Raw genomic sequence first — 16023 nt, forward strand, 5'->3', positions numbered from 1 at the left:
ATAGTTACATTAAAAAATTATGCGCTTTGCTTAATTATATAGAGAAAGGTGCTGGTGTTTTGTCAATACGTTGATAAAATTCGGTAACAAATTCTTCATAACGTTTGTTAGCAACTGCTTCTCGAATCTCTGCCATTAAGCGTTGATAATAGCGTAAATTGTGAATAGTATTTAAACGAGCGCCTAGAATCTCACCACATTTATCTAAATGATGAAGATAAGATTTGGTGTAATTTTTACACGTGTAACAATCACAATGTGGATCAAGTGGTGTTGTATCATCTTTATATTTAGCATTACGGATTTTTATCACACCATTAGTCACAAATAGATGACCATTACGGGCATTACGTGTTGGCATGACGCAATCGAACATATCAATACCACGACGAACGCCTTCAACTAAATCTTCTGGTTTACCCACACCCATTAAATAGCGAGGTTTATCAGCAGGTAGTTGTGGACAAGTACCTTCTAAAATTCGATGCATGTCGGCTTTTGGCTCGCCAACGGCTAATCCGCCGACTGCATATCCGTCAAAACCAATTTCGGTTAATCCTTTAATTGAAATGTCTCGCAATTCTTGATGGATGCCACCTTGGACAATACCAAACAAAGCATTTTTATTGCCGAGTTCATCAAAGCGTTGTCGACTCCGTTTTGCCCAGCGTAAAGACATTTCCATCGATTTTTTGACATAGTCCCACTCTGCTGGAAAAGGGGCACATTCATCAAAAATCATGACAATATCTGAACCAAGATCATATTGGATTTCCATCGAAATTTCCGGCGAAAGAAAAATAGAATCGCCATTAATTGGATTGCGAAAATAGACACCTTCTTCTTTAATTTTACGAATATCACCAAGGCTAAATACTTGAAATCCGCCTGAGTCAGTTAGAATCGGACCTGGCCACTGCATAAAATCATGTAAGTCGCCATGTTTTCGCATAATTGCTTGTCCCGGTCTTAACCATAAATGGAAAGTATTTCCTAATAGGATTTGTGCGCCGGTTGCAGCGACTTCTTCGGGAGTCATACCTTTGACGGTACCATAAGTACCCACCGGCATAAATGCTGGTGTTTCAACTGTATATTCGACGCCACGGCGATCGAACTTCATTCGTCCACGGCGAGCTAAGCCGTCGGTATTATCTAATTCAAATTTCATTTTTTTTGTTAACCTCTTGCGACCAAATAAACAGTTTGGCGCGAATTATTGATATAATACGTCATTGTATTATGATTTTTCGGCGCCTAGTTTAGCGTGGCTAGCCGTAATAGACAATATTTAGAAGGTTTTTGACGTTTGTGAAAAGTTTTTTATCGTTATTGTGGCTCGTTTATGTATCGCTATTTTGTTTGATAGGTTGTCAAAGTCACAATAAAAGTACCTTAAAATTAATTTCTGCTGATGTAGCTAGTCGATTATCGTCTTCTGATATTATGGCAATGAGCCAGCTTGCTTGTATGGAAATGGATGAAAAAGCAGTAATTCCTGCTAGTTATCATAAACTAAGTCAACGATTAAATAGAGTCGCCTTAACATTACCACAAACGATTAATCATATTAAATTGAATTATAAAGTCTATCTTGATACTGAGCCAAATGCATGGTCCACAGCCAATGGTTGTATTCGTATAAATAGTGGTTTAATAAAACTTTTAAATGATGCTGAATTACAAGCAGTTATTGCGCATGAACAGGGCCATATTGCTTTACAGCATTTTGTTAGTTCATTTCAACAAGCTTCTTACATCGAACTTGCTGACAAAGTGAATGAAATTGTTATCTTCCAAAAAGAAGATGTTGCTCAGCAACATGAAATAGAGGCAGATAATTATGCTTTTGACTTATTAGTTAACCAAAACATTGATCCTATAGGTTTAGTTGATATGTTATCTAAAATGCCTATTCATGCTGTAAAAGATCCAGTTTCACATCCTTCAAATTTAAAGCGTATCAATAATATTTTAGATAGGATGAGTGGCAAGTAACTTTGATAACTTGTTTAGTTAAAAAAGACCTGCCTAATTTTGATATTCAATCGGTAATAGGTAAAAGATTGAAATAATCCTAACTGTTATTGTTGATTTTGTTTAGTAATGAACATGGCATCGCCATAACTAAAAAAACGATATTGTTGTTTGACGGCTTCTTGATAAGCATTCATTGTATTTTGATAACCAGCAAACGCAGAAACCAGCATAATTAATGTTGATTCAGGTAAATGAAAATTAGTAATTAAGCTATCGATAACATTAAAGTGATAACCAGGATAGATAAATATTTGAGTGTCATTAAAAAACGGTGCAATTTTACCGGTTTTTTGTGCCGCGCTTTCCAGTGCTCTAACCGAGGTTGTTCCAACTGCTATGACTTTATTGCCTCTTGCTTTACAAGCTAAAACAGCGTCAACTACTGATTGCGAGACTTGTGCATACTCAGCGTGCATCACATGTGATTCTATATTTTCTACTCTAACTGGTTGAAATGTGCCGGCACCTACATGTAAGGTTACAAAAGCCATCTCAATACCTTTTTGTTTTAATTTTTCTAATAAAGGTTGATCAAAATGCAATCCGGCAGTCGGGGCGGCAACCGCTCCCGGAATTTTACTATAAACGGTTTGATAAACTTCACGATCATGGCTGTCATCGGGTCTATCTATATAAGGCGGTAATGGGATATGACCAATTTTATTTAAGATTGTCAGCACATCATCAGGAAATTGTAGTTCAAATAGACTATCGTGCCGAGCGAGCATAATTACATTAACAGATGCATCTTCGCCTAATGTTAATTCAGCGCCTTCTTTCGGTGATTTTGATGCTTTTATGTGGGCTAGCGCGCGATTATTATCTAACAATCGTTCAATTAAGATTTCAATTTTACCGCCAGAGGCTTTTTTACCATAAACCCGAGCAGGAATTACTCGGGTATTATTAAAAACCAGTAAATCGCCAGGATTAATTTTATCAATAATATCGGAAAAGACGCCATGTTCTATCTGACCTGTCGCACCATCAAGCGATAATAAACGGCATGCACTTCTTGTTTCTGACGGGTGCTTGGCTATAAGTTCTTTGGGAAGAGTGAAGTCAAAATCAGATAATTGCATAATTATATACCTCAAAAAAATGACCCAATAGTCTAAGCTTCCTGATATAGGTAAGCAAGTAATTCTTTTTTCTAGTATAAAACAAACAATTATTTATTGATTATTCTTCAAGTTAGTTTAAAATTTTTGGAATCTAACTAAAGATTAGATAAAAGTTGATTATTAATAATATAAGGAAAGGAAAAAGAGTATGAAGAAACATCAAAAAACATTATTAGCTACGCTACCTTTGGTTGCAGCAATGTCTCTAGTTGGTTGTAACATCAACCCAAATGATGCAGTTAATTTGGGGATGAAAGGTCTTAAAGCGGTAACTTTAAGTGATAATGATGTTAAGCAATTAAGTCAAGAAGCTTGTGCTCAAATGGATGCTCAATCAAAAATTGCACCGGCTAATAGTGCTTATACTAAACGACTCAATAAAATTGCTAAAGCGCTTGGTAATAATGTTGAGGGTACACCAGTTAATTATAAAGTTTATTTAACTAAAGATGTTAATGCGTGGGCAATGGCAAATGGTTGTGTGCGCGTTTATAGTGGTCTAATGGACTTGATGAACGATAATGAAGTTGAAGGCGTACTTGGCCATGAATTAGGTCACGTTGCTTTAGGTCATAGCAAAAAAGCAATGCAAGTGGCTTATACTACTGAAATTGCTCGTGATGCCGCTGCAGCATCAGGAAACAGTGTAGTTTCATCAATTTCTCAATCTCAATTAGGTGATTTAGCTGCAAAAGTTATCAATTCACAATTTTCACAAAAACAAGAAACAGCTGCAGATGACTACTCTTTCGATTTCTTAGTGAAAAGAAAGATTAATCCAGCAGGACTTGCTACTGCATTTGATAAATTAGCTGCTCAAGGTGATAGTTCTTCAATTTTAAGTACACACCCATCTTCAAAAGATCGTGCAGAAAATATTCGTGCAAAACTTGCAGGAATCAAAAAGTAAATTTGAGTTATTTATCAAAAAAAGCGCTTTTCAAAGCGCTTTTTTTATAATACGTTGAGTTAAAAACTCAACTTTAGCGTCTTATTCTGACAAAATCTGCTGGTAGTTATTACTATATGTCATCATTCTATTTTAAATATTCTTCCAGCCCCACTAATTCAAACAATTAGAATTTTATTATTCGCGGCGAGCTGATAAGTTTAGAAAAGCTGATTTATTGGCGTTAGCATAAATTGGCTGTAAATATTGGCATCTTTTATTAAATAATCTTGTTGAGCAAGTATCAGTACAATTGGGTAACGGGATTTGAGACGATAAGTTTAATTGGTTTAATAACCAGTTATAGATAAATTTAATTAGTGATAATTTTATGTAGATTAAAATTTATTAATAAACGATTTTAAGTTAATTAAATATGAATTTAGTGTTTTTGTTTATCCCCCTCTAATTCTCAAGCAGTAAAAAGAGGGGGGGAAATCCTAAAATAGATAATTTTGTTATTGTTTATAACTAGATAAGAATTTAGCAAATCGTCCAATAGCATCTTCAAGCTGACCAGTATGAGGTAAAGCCACAATTCTAACATGATCGGGTTTATGCCAGTTAAATCCAGTTCCTTGCACTAACAATACTTTTTCTTGTAATAAAAAGTCTAACACTAATTTTTGATCATTATGAATATTGAATTTTTGTTGATCAAGTTTTGGAAATAAGTATAAAGCGCCTTGTGGTTTAGTACACGAAACACCGGGTATATCATTAAGTAAACGCCATGCCAACATGCACTGGTCATAAAGTCGACCACCTGGAACAATAAATTCATTAATACTTTGATAGCCGCCAAGCGCACCTTGAATAGCATGTTGTAATGGTACATTAGCACATAGTCGCATTGAAGCGAGCATATTTAAGCCTTCAATATAGCCTTTTACATGTTGTTTAGGACCACAAAGCGCCATCCAACCTTGTCTAAAGCCTGCAACACGGTAAGTTTTTGATAAGCCGCTCATTGTGACAACAAATAAATCAGGGGCTAATGCAGCAATAGAATAATGGACTGCATCATCATATAAAATTTTGTCATAAATTTCGTCAGCAAAAATGATCAAATTATTTTGACGGGCAATTTCGGCAATTTCTAGTAATACTTCTTTGCTATAAACCGCACCTGTTGGATTATTTGGATTGATGATAACAATCCCTTTTGTTTTAGGTGTGATTTTTCGTTTAATATCTTCTAAATCGGGGGACCAATTGGCTTCTTCATCACATAAATAGTGAATGGCATTTCCACCAGATAGACTAATTGCAGCTGTCCATAATGGATAATCTGGCATAGGTACTAGCACTTCATCGCCACTATTTAGTAAGGCTTGCATCGATTGTACGATTAATTCTGATACACCATTACCAATATAGATATCCTCGACATCAATATTTGTAATCCCTCTTGCTTGATAATGTTGCATAACTGCTTTACGGGCTGAGTAAAGACCTTTGGAATCACAATATCCTTGCGAAGTTGGTAGATTACGAATTACATCAACAAGGAGCTCATCAGGCGCATTAAAACCAAATGGGGCAGGATTTCCAATATTGAGTTTAAGAATCGTTTGTCCTTCTTCTTCTAGACGTTTGGCATGATCGAGAATAGGTCCTCTAATATCATAACAAACATGATCCAATTTATTTGATTTTTGAAAATTTACCATATTGCAGCCCTTTCAATTTAATGTAATCGTCTTTATTATTTCTAAAAAAACAATCTACTCCTATTTCGATAATTTTTGAAGATGTTATTATAATCAACGCTATAAATATTTTTTAACTGTGTAAAAATTGTGCTGGAGAGTGTTATGAAAACCATTTTAACGGTTATCGGTAAAGATCAAACAGGGATTATTGCAGGTATTAGTCAAAAGCTTTATGAATTGGACATTAATATTTTAGATGTAAGCCAAACTATTATGGATGAATACTTTACCATGATTATGTTGTTAGATTTATCTAAAATCAAAGTGAGCTTTGATGAGGTAAAAACTGCATTAATTCAATCGGGTGAAAAACTGAAAGTTAAAGTCAATATTCAACGTGAAGAAATCTTTGATGCTATGCATCGCCTATAATCTAAATTTGATACTCATTACTGAAGGATAGTACTAATGGAAACAAAACAGATCCTCGAAACCATTAAAATGATAGAGGAAGAGAAGCTTGATATCCGCACAATAACCATGGGTATTTCCCTACTAGATTGCATTGATAGTGATGGTGAAAAAGCCCGTCAAAAGATCTTTGAAAAAATTACTCGTCTTGCCAAAAATTTAGTTAAAGTTGGCGATGAGATCACTTCAGAATTTGGTATCCCCATTATCAATAAACGCATCTCTGTTACACCTATATCGTTAATTGCAGGTGCAAGTGACGATAAAGATTATGTTGAGTTTGCAAAAACGCTTGATGCGGCAGCTAAAGCTGTTGGCGTTAACTTTATTGGTGGGTTTTCGGCTTTAGTGCAAAAAGGTTACCATAAAGGCGATGAAATTTTAATTAACTCTATTCCGCAAGCATTAGCTCAAACAGAACGTGTATGTTCTTCGGTTAATGTGGGCTCAACTCAAACTGGCATCAATATGGATGCAGTTAAGCAGATGGGACAAATTATCAAACAAGCAGCTAGTTTAACTGCAAATAATAGCAGTATGGCTTGTGCAAAATTAGTGGTTTTTGCAAATGCGGTTGAAGATAACCCATTTATGGCAGGGGCTTTTCATGGTGTTGGTGAGGCTGATTGTGTTATTAATGTTGGCGTCAGTGGCCCAGGTGTGGTTAAACGTGCACTTGAAAAAGTAAAAGGACAATCTTTTGATGTCGTTGCCGAAACAATCAAAAAAACCGCTTTTAAAATTACCCGCATGGGACAACTTGTTGGTAAAGAAGCTTCTGAGCGTTTAGGCGTAAAATTTGGGATTGTTGATTTATCATTAGCGCCAACACCGGCTATTGGTGATTCTGTTGCTCATATCTTAGAAGAAATGGGACTGGAAGTTGTTGGTACACATGGCACTACAGCAGCACTCGCTATGCTTAATGATGCTGTTAAAAAAGGCGGTGTTATGGCTTGTGGTCATGTTGGTGGTTTAAGTGGTGCATTTATTCCGGTTTCTGAAGATGCTGGTATGATAGATGCAGTTAATAATGGCGCACTGAATTTAGAGAAACTCGAAGCGATGACGTGTGTCTGTTCGGTAGGACTTGATATGATTGCGATTCCAGGCGATACGCCAGCCGAAACTATTTCGGCAATCATTGCTGATGAGGCTGCAATTGGTGTTATCAACCATAAAACGACCGCTGTCAGAATTATTCCGGCTGTTGGGTTAAAGGTTGGCGATAATATCGAATTTGGTGGTTTACTTGGTCATGCTCCCGTTATGCCGGTTAATAAATATAGTTCATGCGATTTTATTAATCGTGGCGGCCGCATTCCTGCGCCAATTCACTCTTTCAAAAACTAAGCGATTATTTTGTGATGCCTTGTATATCTAAAAAGACAAGGTATCACATAACTTTATGTCTATTATTCCCCTCTGATAATCTAAAACGCGATTTTCTTGTTCTTTTTTTATGGTTATCCCTATGACGAGCAATCACATGGATACTATTTGGTAACAAATCAATTAGCATTATTTTTTTCTTCCTTAAAATCAGATATATAAAAAAATAATTTGATTTAATTTAGGTGGTAACCAGTAAAGCCTGCGTTTGGCAATTTGCTATCACAATATGCAAGATGAGATGGGAGATAAATCGAACCACCAACTATTTTTTGACGATTTCATGGTGTTAGATGAACGCGTCGGCAATGCCGATCAATTTTTTGATTTTACGTTTCCTATTTTAAAACTAGAAGGCTATGTGTAAGACTCCTTTTTACTCGTTATTAAGCAACGAGAATTGTTATATTCAACCGCACTACTGACTGACTTTATGTTGTGGTTATGCCACATACCGATATCAAACATGTGATTAAACCTTTTATTTTTTAGCCGGGTTAAAGCGCCAATAGAATGGTGTGAAATGGCAAATGATATATTTTTGATTTCTCAACATAGGGAGAAAGATTTCAATTTTCAAATTGGTAAAAACAATGATGGTATTCTTGTAAAGAAGTTTAGGAAATTTATGCATTTCAGTATAAAAACAAAAATAAAGTTAACTAATAAAACGGCTAATTTTACGTTAGATGCTTGCGTTTAATGATAATAAATAATCAATTGTTTACAGAATCAAAAAGTTTATAATCAGCATAAAGGTGAGGTTGTTAAACAAACAAATAGGATGGTTTTGTATGAAAAGATTTTTAATTATTATTACAGCATGCTTTATATTAAACATACCATTTAATCAAGTATTAAGTGCACCTCAATCAGATAAAACTTTTATTCTTCGCTCCGATAAAGCATTGCCATCCATTCAAGTATCTGATCAAAAAAATTTTTTCAATGTGAATTTTAAGAAAGTAAAAACAGATAAAACAGAAAAAACACAGCAATCCAATGAAAGACAGATCGTGCTTTATAGTAATGATGTAGATAATGCTCGGATTTTTATTATGTATGAAGCTGTCACTAATGAACAAGATGCGATGACAGTTTTTTTAACGCAACTAAAACTACGCAGTAATGAAAATCCGGAAATTAAATCTTACAAAAATGTGAAATATGTTGAAGGTATTGATTCCAAAGTAAATGGGCGCTATATCTATACCCAACAATTTGACCAAGCAAAAGGCTTTGTTGTAATAAAGGCTTTAATGTATAGCATTGATGCAAAAAATAGTGATTTTTACCAAACAATAAATCCAATTCAAACCACCAAACTAATAGATGAATTAATCAAATTTTCTAAACCATAACAAAGAGTTGAAAATCAGCAAGTAAGTAAAGTCGTAGTAAAATTTTATTATTTTATCGTGTTTTTACTTAGCTCACAAAGGAAACAAAATGAAAAAAGTTATAATCAGTTTTATCTCAATATTATTGTTTGGTTGTGGGACCTTAGAAAATAATTATCAACCTAGCAACTATGGTCCGATGTTAACGGTAATTAATCAAAAATTACCAACTTATGATTTACCCCAAAAATTAGATTTCCACAATAAAACCTATTATATATATAATCAAAGTTGTGATAGTGGTTCAGGTAATCCTAATGATAAGCGTGCAATTATGTACATGCAAGATCCTAAATCAGCAACCTATTATGAAGATTATTTCATCATTATGGATGATGTTGTTGCCAATGCTCAAGATGCTCAAAAACTCTTCAAATTGCAAATCGCAATGCGTTCATCTGATCCAAAAGTCACTCAAGAAGGTAACGTTTCTTATGTTGTAGGAACTGATGAAAAAAATGGTATAGGTTATTTAATTGTCAGTACTTATGATGAATCAACCCATTTGGCTCGTAATCGTTTTTATCTCATTCTACTTAATGAAAAAAATGACCATTTAGTAAAATATATGCAAACCCATACTAAACAAATGGTACAAGAGATATTGAAATTAGGACGTAAATAGTTAATTTACCAGTCTAATACTGATAACTTCAATCACAAGAATAGCAGCGTTAGTTGCGTTAATCGTTATGCACTGCTAGTATTGCAAAATTTCGATATAACAATGGTGATTATGCGTAACACATTTTCTGATAGTTACTTTCAACGTTTTAGCGGAATTGCGCGGTTATATGGTGAATCTGCATTAGCTTCTTTTGCTCGTGCCCATATCTGCGTGATAGGCATAGGTGGGGTAGGTTCTTGGGTGGCTGAATCGCTAGCGCGTAGTGGTGTGGGTCAAATTACATTGATTGATATGGATGATGTATGTGTCACCAATACCAATCGTCAAATTCATGCCTTAACAACAACTATCGGCAAAGCCAAGACAGCGGTAATGGCTGATAGAATTTTGCAGATCAATCCTGAATGCATTGTCAATGAGATCGATGATTTTATTAATGTTGATAATGTCAGCGACTATTTAGGAAGCAAACAGTTACCACGTTATGATTATATCATTGATGCAATTGATAGTGTCCGTGATAAAGCTGCGGTATTGGCTTATTGTAAACGCCAGAAGTTAAAGGTGATCACAATTGGTGGAGCTGGTGGTCAAAAAGATCCTACCCAAATTAGGATCGTCGATTTAGCCAAAACGATTCAAGATCCGTTAGCGGCTAAGTTACGCGAACGCTTAAAAAACGATTATAAACTCAATAAAGACAGTAAAGGTAAATATTCAATTCCTTGCGTTTTCTCAACCGAACAACTCACTTATCCGACTAAAAATGGTCAAATTTGCTTTACCAAAAGTGATGCCGACGGCGCGAAAAAAATGGATTGTGCATCGGGTTTTGGTGCAATTACAACCGTTACAGCAACCTTTGGTTTTGTTGCAGTTAGTTATGTGTTAAATAAATTATCTAAAATATAATTACAAAACCATCTATCTTATTAATATTAAACATTAATTGTTAACTCATGACCATTTTGTCTAAAAATGGTTTTTTCATCAAAAAAATAACCAATATTTGTTGTTATTTATCCTGTTAATCACTTTCATTTTGTCTGTTATATTTATTTTTTGTGCAATATTATTGTATAAAGTAAAAAACTGATTTAGGATAACGACAATTTCGTTTAGTTGTTATGCTGAAGCATTTAAAATTCAAGGAAGAAGCCAAACGATCCAGATTTATTTTTTTAATTTCAAGGAGAAATCTATGGCAGTAACCAACATGAATGAGTTAAATGAGTTAATGGCCCGTGTTAAAAAAGCACAGGAAACTTATTCAACTTATACTCAAGAGCAAGTCGACAAAATCTTCGTCGCAGCCGCTACAGCAGCTGCAGCAGCTAGAATCCCACTAGCTCAACAAGCTGTAGAAGAATCAGGCATGGGAATAGTAGAAGATAAAGTCATTAAAAATTTATTTGCTGCTGAGTACATTCTAAATAAATACCGACATGATAAAACGTGTGGTGTTGTTGCAGAAAATGAACCATACGGAACAATAACCTTAGCTGAACCTTTAGGTATTATTTGTGGTATCGTTCCAACAACCAACCCTACTTCTACCGCAATTTTCAAATCTTTAATCAGCTTAAAAACTCGTAACGCCATTGTTTTTTCTCCACATCCTAGAGCTAAAAAATCAACTATTGAAGCTGCTCGCATTGTACTCGATGCTGCTATTAAAGCAGGCGCACCAAAAGATATTATTGGCTGGATTGATGAACCTTCTATTGAATTATCGAATGCATTAATGCATCACGATGATGTTGCTGCTATTTTAGCAACCGGTGGTCCAGGTATGGTTAAAGCGGCTTACAGCTCAGGTAAACCAGCACTAGGTGTTGGGGCAGGTAATACGCCAGTTATTATTGATGAAACGGCTGATTTAAAACGTGCTGTTGCCTCTGTACTTATGTCTAAAACGTTTGATAACGGCATGATCTGTGCATCTGAACAAGCGATTGTTGTTGTTGATTCTGTGTACGATGAAGTTAAACGTTTATTAACACAATATGGTGCATATGTTTTAAATGCTAAAGAAACTAAAGCGGTTCAAGGCATTATTTTAAATGATAAAGGTGCGTTAAATGCTAACATCGTTGGTCAACCAGCAACCAAAATTGCTGAAATGGCTGGTTTTAAAGCCCCAGCTGGTGCAAAAGTCCTTGTCGGTGAAGTGACTAAAGTTGATTTGTCAGAACCTTTTGCGCACGAAAAACTTTCACCAACATTGGCTATGTTCAAAGCAAAAGATTTTAATGAAGCTGTAGAAAAAGCCGAAAAATTAGTTGAAATGGGTGGTATGGGTCATACCTCTGTTCTTTATACTGATCAAGATAGTAATCGTGAGCGAATTGCTTATTTTGGCAGCAAAATGAAAACGTGTCGTATCTTAATTAACCAACCAGCTGCACATGGTGGTATTGGTGATTTATATAACTTTGATTTAGCGCCATCTTTAACATTGGGTTGTGGTTCTTGGGGTGGTAACTCGGTATCTGAAAATGTTGGACCGAAACACTTAATCAACAAGAAAACCATCGCTAAGAGAGCAGAAAATATGTTATGGCATAAATTACCAAGTTCTATTTATTTTAAACGTGGCTCACTTCCTGTTGCTTTAAATGAAGTCATTGAGCAAGGAGCAAAACGCGTCTTTTTAGTAACTGATAAATTTTTATTTAATAACGGTTATTCAAAACAAATTACTGATCAACTAGAAGCACAAGGTGTAATTTGTGAAACCTTCTTTGATGTTGAAGCTGATCCAACGTTAAGTATTGTTCGTAAAGGAACACAATCAATGACTGACTTCCAACCCGATACTGTTATTGCTTTGGGTGGTGGTTCGCCAATGGATGCGGCTAAAATCATGTGGGTACTTTATGAACACCCAGAAACAAAATTTGATGAATTAGCGTTGCGTTTTATGGATATTCGTAAACGTACTTGTCACTTCCCTAACATGGGTAAAAAAGCTAAATTAATTTGTGTAGCAACTACATCGGGTACGGGTTCTGAAGTAACACCATTTGCCGTGGTAACAGATGATGCAACTGGGCAAAAATATCCATTAGCCGATTATGCTATTACGCCTAACATGGCAATTGTGGATGCTAATTTAGTAATGAACATGCCAAAATCACTTTGTGCTGCGGGTGGTTATGATGCGGTAACTCATGCGTTAGAAGCTTATGTGTCTATCATGGCGAGTGAGTTTTCTGATGGTCAAGCATTACAAGCATTAAGTTTGTTAAAAACTTATTTACCTGCAAGTTATAAAGATGGTGCTAAAAACCCTGTTGCGCGTGAAAAAGTGCATAGTGCGGCAACATTAGCTGGTGTTGCTTTTGCTCAAGCATTTTTAGGTGTTTGTCACTCAATGGCGCATAAAATTGGCGCTGCTTTCCATATTCCGCATGGTTTTGCTAATGCAATGCTTATTAGTAATGTAGTGCGATTTAATGCAACCGATAAACCAACTAAACAAGGTACGTTTAGCCAATACGGTTATCCTAAAGCGGTAAGTCGTTATGCAGAAATTGCAGACCATTTAGGATTAACATCCGCAAGTGATAAAGATGAGAAGAAAGTTGAAAAACTGATCGCTTGGTTAGATCAACTTAGAATAGAGCTTGATATACCGTTTTCTATTAAAGAATTTGGTGTAGATGAAAAAGTATTTTTATCGCAAGTTGATCAACTTGCTGTGGATGCCTTTGATGACCAATGTACTGGAGCAAACCCGCGTTATCCTTTAATCGCTGAATTAAAACAAATTCTACTTGATACTTATTATGGACGTCCATATCAAGATAAAGGTGACATCAGCGAGGATGTTGCAATGCATACTGCCGCTAAAGGTGTAGCAGTTGAATCAAAGAAAAAAGTCGCTAAGAAGAAATAATTTAAAATATTATTTTTGATTAAATAAAAACCTGAAATAGCTTAAATTTCAGGTTTTTTTTATGTTTTTGATTTTTTTTTAAGCAAACAAAATAAAATTTGATTTTTTTGCTTGCAAGCTTAAATGTTCTAGTCCATAATGCGCAGCACTTAGGCCGGCTTAGCTCAGTAGGTAGAGCAACTGACTTGTAATCAGTAGGTCGCCAGTTCGATTCCGGCAGCCGGCACCATTTTCCTAAGTAAACAAAATTATAAAGATTCGGGGTGGGGTTCCCGAGCGGCCAAAGGGAGCAGACTGTAAATCTGCCGTGTCACACTTCGAAGGTTCGAATCCTTCCCCCACCACCACATATCTAATATTAGCAATAGCTAATTGAAGCATTTAGGTAGCCGAGTTTGAACATGCGGGCATCGTATAATGGCTATTACCTCAGCCTTCCAAGCTGATGATGCGGGTTCGATTCCCGCTGCCCGCTCCAATTGCTGATATAGCTCAGTTGGTAGAGCGCACCCTTGGTAAGGGTGAGGTCGGCAGTTCAAATCTGCCTATCAGCACCATTCTTGTTAATCTCCTAAACTTCTAAAAATATCGAATTTGACTGCTTTAAAGCTTGTCACTCGATGGCTTTATCTGTTATCATTCAGAGCTAATTTTAAGTTAGTATTATATTGATATTAAATATGATACTTGGTTAATGTGGTGATTCACCACCGATTTGTATTACATTTGAGGGACGATAAATGTCTAAAGAAAAATTTGAACGTACAAAACCCCACGTTAACGTTGGTACAATCGGCCACGTTGACCATGGTAAAACAACTTTAACTGCTGCAATTACGTCTGTACTTGCTAAAAAATACGGCGGTCAAGCTCGTGCATTCGATCAAATCGATAACGCACCAGAAGAAAAAGCACGTGGTATTACCATCAATACTTCACACGTTGAATACGATACACCAACTCGTCACTACGCACACGTAGACTGTCCGGGCCATGCTGACTATGTTAAAAACATGATCACTGGTGCAGCACAAATGGACGGTGCTATCTTAGTAGTAGCAGCAACTGATGGTCCTATGCCACAAACTCGTGAGCACATCCTTTTAGGACGTCAAGTAGGTGTTCCTTACATCATCGTATTCTTAAACAAATGTGATATGGTTGATGATGAAGAATTATTAGAATTAGTTGAAATGGAAGTACGTGAACTTCTATCTCAATACGATTTCCCAGGTGATGACACACCAGTTATTCGTGGTTCAGCGTTAAAAGCGTTAGAAGGCGATGCAGCATGGGAAGACAAAATTGTTGAATTAGCTGAAGCTTTAGATACTTATATTCCAGAGCCAGAGCGTGATATTGACAAACCATTCCTACTTCCAATTGAAGACGTATTCTCAATTTCAGGACGTGGTACAGTAGTAACAGGTCGTGTAGAGCGCGGTGTAATCAAAGTTGGTGAAGAAGTTGAAATCGTTGGTATCAAACCGACAACAAAAACAACTTGTACTGGTGTTGAAATGTTCCGTAAATTACTTGACGAAGGTCGAGCAGGTGAAAACGTAGGTGTGTTACTACGTGGTACTAAACGTGAAGAAATCGAACGTGGTCAAGTATTAGCTAAACCAGGTTCAATCACACCACATACAGACTTTGAATCAGAAGTTTATATTTTAAGTAAAGAAGAAGGCGGACGTCATACTCCATTCTTCAAAGGTTACCGTCCACAGTTCTACTTCCGTACAACTGACGTAACAGGTACTATCGAGTTACCAGAAGGTGTAGAAATGGTAATGCCAGGCGATAATATCAAAATGACAGTATCATTAATTCACCCAATTGCGATGGCAGAAGGTTTACGTTTTGCGATTCGTGAAGGTGGCCGTACTGTTGGTGCGGGTGTTGTTGCTAAAGTTATTAAATAATTTTATACACTAGCGACAATAAGAAGGGTGTCGTTTGATACCCTTTCTTATCTAGTCTGTTTAGCAAAATGTTTTTCTTTAAAGAGCATTTTGGAAAATAGATATTATTATAAATAACATAATCATAGGTTTTATATGCTAGTAAGTAACGAGAGTCAAGATACAAACACGAATCTAGACAAATTCAAATGGGGTTTAGTTCTAGTACTGATTGCGTTTATTGTCTGGGGGAATTTCTATTTTGCTGGACCTAATGATATATATCAACCAAATACTATTGTACGAATTATTGCGGTTGTTGTAATTTCGTTGTTAACTTTATTTATTGCCTTTACAACAAATAAAGGTAAGGCATTTTATGTGTTTTTACAAGAATCTAGAAAAGAGCTAAGAAAGGTAGTTTGGCCAACACGTAAAGAAACCGTACAAACAACTTTACTCATTGCTGCAATTACTGTGATTGTCGGCTTAGCACTTTGGGGAATGGATTCTTTATTCCGTTCAATAGTCTTTTATTTAACATCAATAGGACGTTAAT

14 protein-coding genes and 4 tRNA genes are annotated in these 16023 nt (G+C 35.9%); 15 read left to right on the top strand and 3 right to left on the bottom strand.

Going from position 1 to position 16023, the window contains the following annotated elements; all coding sequences use genetic code 11:
- Positions 1 to 34: 34 nt before the first annotated feature.
- The gene (gene tgt / locus A9G09_RS06275; protein ID WP_065634035.1) at positions 35 to 1171 is read right to left on the bottom strand and encodes a tRNA guanosine(34) transglycosylase Tgt; all 1137 of its coding nucleotides are present in this window, start codon (positions 1169 to 1171) and stop codon (positions 35 to 37) included.
- Positions 1172 to 1311: 140 nt separating this feature from the next.
- Between tgt and A9G09_RS06280 the strand changes: the two genes are divergently transcribed.
- Positions 1312 to 1998, top strand: coding sequence for a M48 family metalloprotease (locus A9G09_RS06280; protein ID WP_065634036.1), 687 nt, complete (start codon positions 1312 to 1314; stop codon positions 1996 to 1998).
- 86 nt (positions 1999 to 2084) lie between these two features.
- Here the strand turns inward: A9G09_RS06280 and queA are convergent, their stop codons facing one another.
- Positions 2085 to 3122, bottom strand: coding sequence for a tRNA preQ1(34) S-adenosylmethionine ribosyltransferase-isomerase QueA (gene queA / locus A9G09_RS06285; protein ID WP_065634037.1), 1038 nt, complete (start codon positions 3120 to 3122; stop codon positions 2085 to 2087).
- A 190-nt stretch (positions 3123 to 3312) separates the two neighbouring features.
- On the opposite strand from queA, the gene A9G09_RS06290 reads away from it, so the two are divergent.
- A complete protein-coding gene (locus A9G09_RS06290; RefSeq protein WP_065634038.1) occupies positions 3313 to 4074 on the top strand; it encodes a M48 family metallopeptidase in 762 nt (253 codons plus the stop codon).
- Between the two features lie 497 nt (positions 4075 to 4571).
- On the opposite strand, the gene A9G09_RS06295 is transcribed toward A9G09_RS06290, so the two are convergent.
- Positions 4572 to 5786, bottom strand: coding sequence for a pyridoxal phosphate-dependent aminotransferase (locus A9G09_RS06295; protein ID WP_065634039.1), 1215 nt, complete (start codon positions 5784 to 5786; stop codon positions 4572 to 4574).
- Positions 5787 to 5930: 144 nt separating this feature from the next.
- Here A9G09_RS06295 and A9G09_RS06300 point away from each other — a divergent pair, with 144 nt between their 5' ends.
- The 13 genes from A9G09_RS06300 (at position 5931) to secE (ending at position 16022) form a co-directional block, all read left to right on the top strand.
- Positions 5931 to 6200 (top strand): ACT domain-containing protein, encoded by a 270-nt coding sequence (locus tag A9G09_RS06300; RefSeq protein ID WP_065634040.1) that lies wholly within the window; start codon positions 5931 to 5933, stop codon positions 6198 to 6200.
- A 36-nt stretch (positions 6201 to 6236) separates the two neighbouring features.
- Entirely contained in the window at positions 6237 to 7592 is a 1356-nt protein-coding gene (locus tag A9G09_RS06305) for a PFL family protein (protein WP_065634041.1), read from the top strand.
- 280 nt (positions 7593 to 7872) lie between these two features.
- Entirely contained in the window at positions 7873 to 7998 is a 126-nt protein-coding gene (locus A9G09_RS13085; RefSeq protein WP_255307675.1) for a hypothetical protein, read from the top strand.
- A 427-nt stretch (positions 7999 to 8425) separates the two neighbouring features.
- The gene (locus A9G09_RS06315; RefSeq protein ID WP_065634043.1) at positions 8426 to 8992 is read left to right on the top strand and encodes a hypothetical protein; all 567 of its coding nucleotides are present in this window, start codon (positions 8426 to 8428) and stop codon (positions 8990 to 8992) included.
- A gap of 88 nt (positions 8993 to 9080) precedes the next feature.
- Entirely contained in the window at positions 9081 to 9656 is a 576-nt protein-coding gene (locus A9G09_RS06320; protein WP_065634044.1) for a hypothetical protein, read from the top strand.
- Between the two features lie 111 nt (positions 9657 to 9767).
- On the top strand, positions 9768 to 10571 hold the full coding sequence (gene tcdA / locus A9G09_RS06325) for a tRNA cyclic N6-threonylcarbamoyladenosine(37) synthase TcdA (protein ID WP_065634045.1): 804 nt from the start codon (positions 9768 to 9770) through the stop codon (positions 10569 to 10571).
- Between the two features lie 289 nt (positions 10572 to 10860).
- The gene (adhE, locus tag A9G09_RS06330; RefSeq protein WP_065634046.1) at positions 10861 to 13560 is read left to right on the top strand and encodes a bifunctional acetaldehyde-CoA/alcohol dehydrogenase; all 2700 of its coding nucleotides are present in this window, start codon (positions 10861 to 10863) and stop codon (positions 13558 to 13560) included.
- A gap of 153 nt (positions 13561 to 13713) precedes the next feature.
- A tRNA-Thr gene (locus A9G09_RS06335) sits at positions 13714 to 13789 on the top strand.
- A 33-nt stretch (positions 13790 to 13822) separates the two neighbouring features.
- Positions 13823 to 13907 (top strand) — tRNA-Tyr (locus A9G09_RS06340).
- Positions 13908 to 13963: 56 nt separating this feature from the next.
- Positions 13964 to 14038, top strand: a tRNA-Gly gene (locus tag A9G09_RS06345).
- A gap of 3 nt (positions 14039 to 14041) precedes the next feature.
- Positions 14042 to 14117: transfer RNA gene (locus A9G09_RS06350), tRNA-Thr, on the top strand.
- A gap of 183 nt (positions 14118 to 14300) precedes the next feature.
- Positions 14301 to 15485, top strand: a complete 1185-nt coding sequence (gene tuf / locus A9G09_RS06355) for an elongation factor Tu (protein WP_065633263.1) — start codon at positions 14301 to 14303, stop codon at positions 15483 to 15485.
- A gap of 135 nt (positions 15486 to 15620) precedes the next feature.
- The gene (gene secE, locus A9G09_RS06360) at positions 15621 to 16022 is read left to right on the top strand and encodes a preprotein translocase subunit SecE (protein WP_065633262.1); all 402 of its coding nucleotides are present in this window, start codon (positions 15621 to 15623) and stop codon (positions 16020 to 16022) included.
- Position 16023: the final 1 nt, after the last annotated feature.

Origin of the sequence: Gilliamella sp. wkB292 (genome assembly GCF_001690235.1) — a bacterium.
GTDB lineage: Bacteria > Pseudomonadota > Gammaproteobacteria > Enterobacterales > Orbaceae > Gilliamella > Gilliamella apicola_F.

Coding starts and splice junctions, on each gene's coding strand:
- tgt (WP_065634035.1), bottom strand. CDS start 1,171: ATGAAATTTGAATTAGATAATACCGACGGCTTAGCTCGCCGTGGACGA.
- queA (WP_065634037.1), bottom strand. CDS start 3,122: ATGCAATTATCTGATTTTGACTTCACTCTTCCCAAAGAACTTATAGCC.
- A9G09_RS06290 (WP_065634038.1), top strand. CDS start 3,313: ATGAAGAAACATCAAAAAACATTATTAGCTACGCTACCTTTGGTTGCA.
- A9G09_RS06295 (WP_065634039.1), bottom strand. CDS start 5,786: ATGGTAAATTTTCAAAAATCAAATAAATTGGATCATGTTTGTTATGAT.
- A9G09_RS06300 (WP_065634040.1), top strand. CDS start 5,931: ATGAAAACCATTTTAACGGTTATCGGTAAAGATCAAACAGGGATTATT.
- A9G09_RS06305 (WP_065634041.1), top strand. CDS start 6,237: ATGGAAACAAAACAGATCCTCGAAACCATTAAAATGATAGAGGAAGAG.
- A9G09_RS13085 (WP_255307675.1), top strand. CDS start 7,873: ATGGGAGATAAATCGAACCACCAACTATTTTTTGACGATTTCATGGTG.
- A9G09_RS06315 (WP_065634043.1), top strand. CDS start 8,426: ATGAAAAGATTTTTAATTATTATTACAGCATGCTTTATATTAAACATA.
- A9G09_RS06320 (WP_065634044.1), top strand. CDS start 9,081: ATGAAAAAAGTTATAATCAGTTTTATCTCAATATTATTGTTTGGTTGT.
- tcdA (WP_065634045.1), top strand. CDS start 9,768: ATGCGTAACACATTTTCTGATAGTTACTTTCAACGTTTTAGCGGAATT.
- adhE (WP_065634046.1), top strand. CDS start 10,861: ATGGCAGTAACCAACATGAATGAGTTAAATGAGTTAATGGCCCGTGTT.
- tuf (WP_065633263.1), top strand. CDS start 14,301: ATGTCTAAAGAAAAATTTGAACGTACAAAACCCCACGTTAACGTTGGT.
- secE (WP_065633262.1), top strand. CDS start 15,621: ATGCTAGTAAGTAACGAGAGTCAAGATACAAACACGAATCTAGACAAA.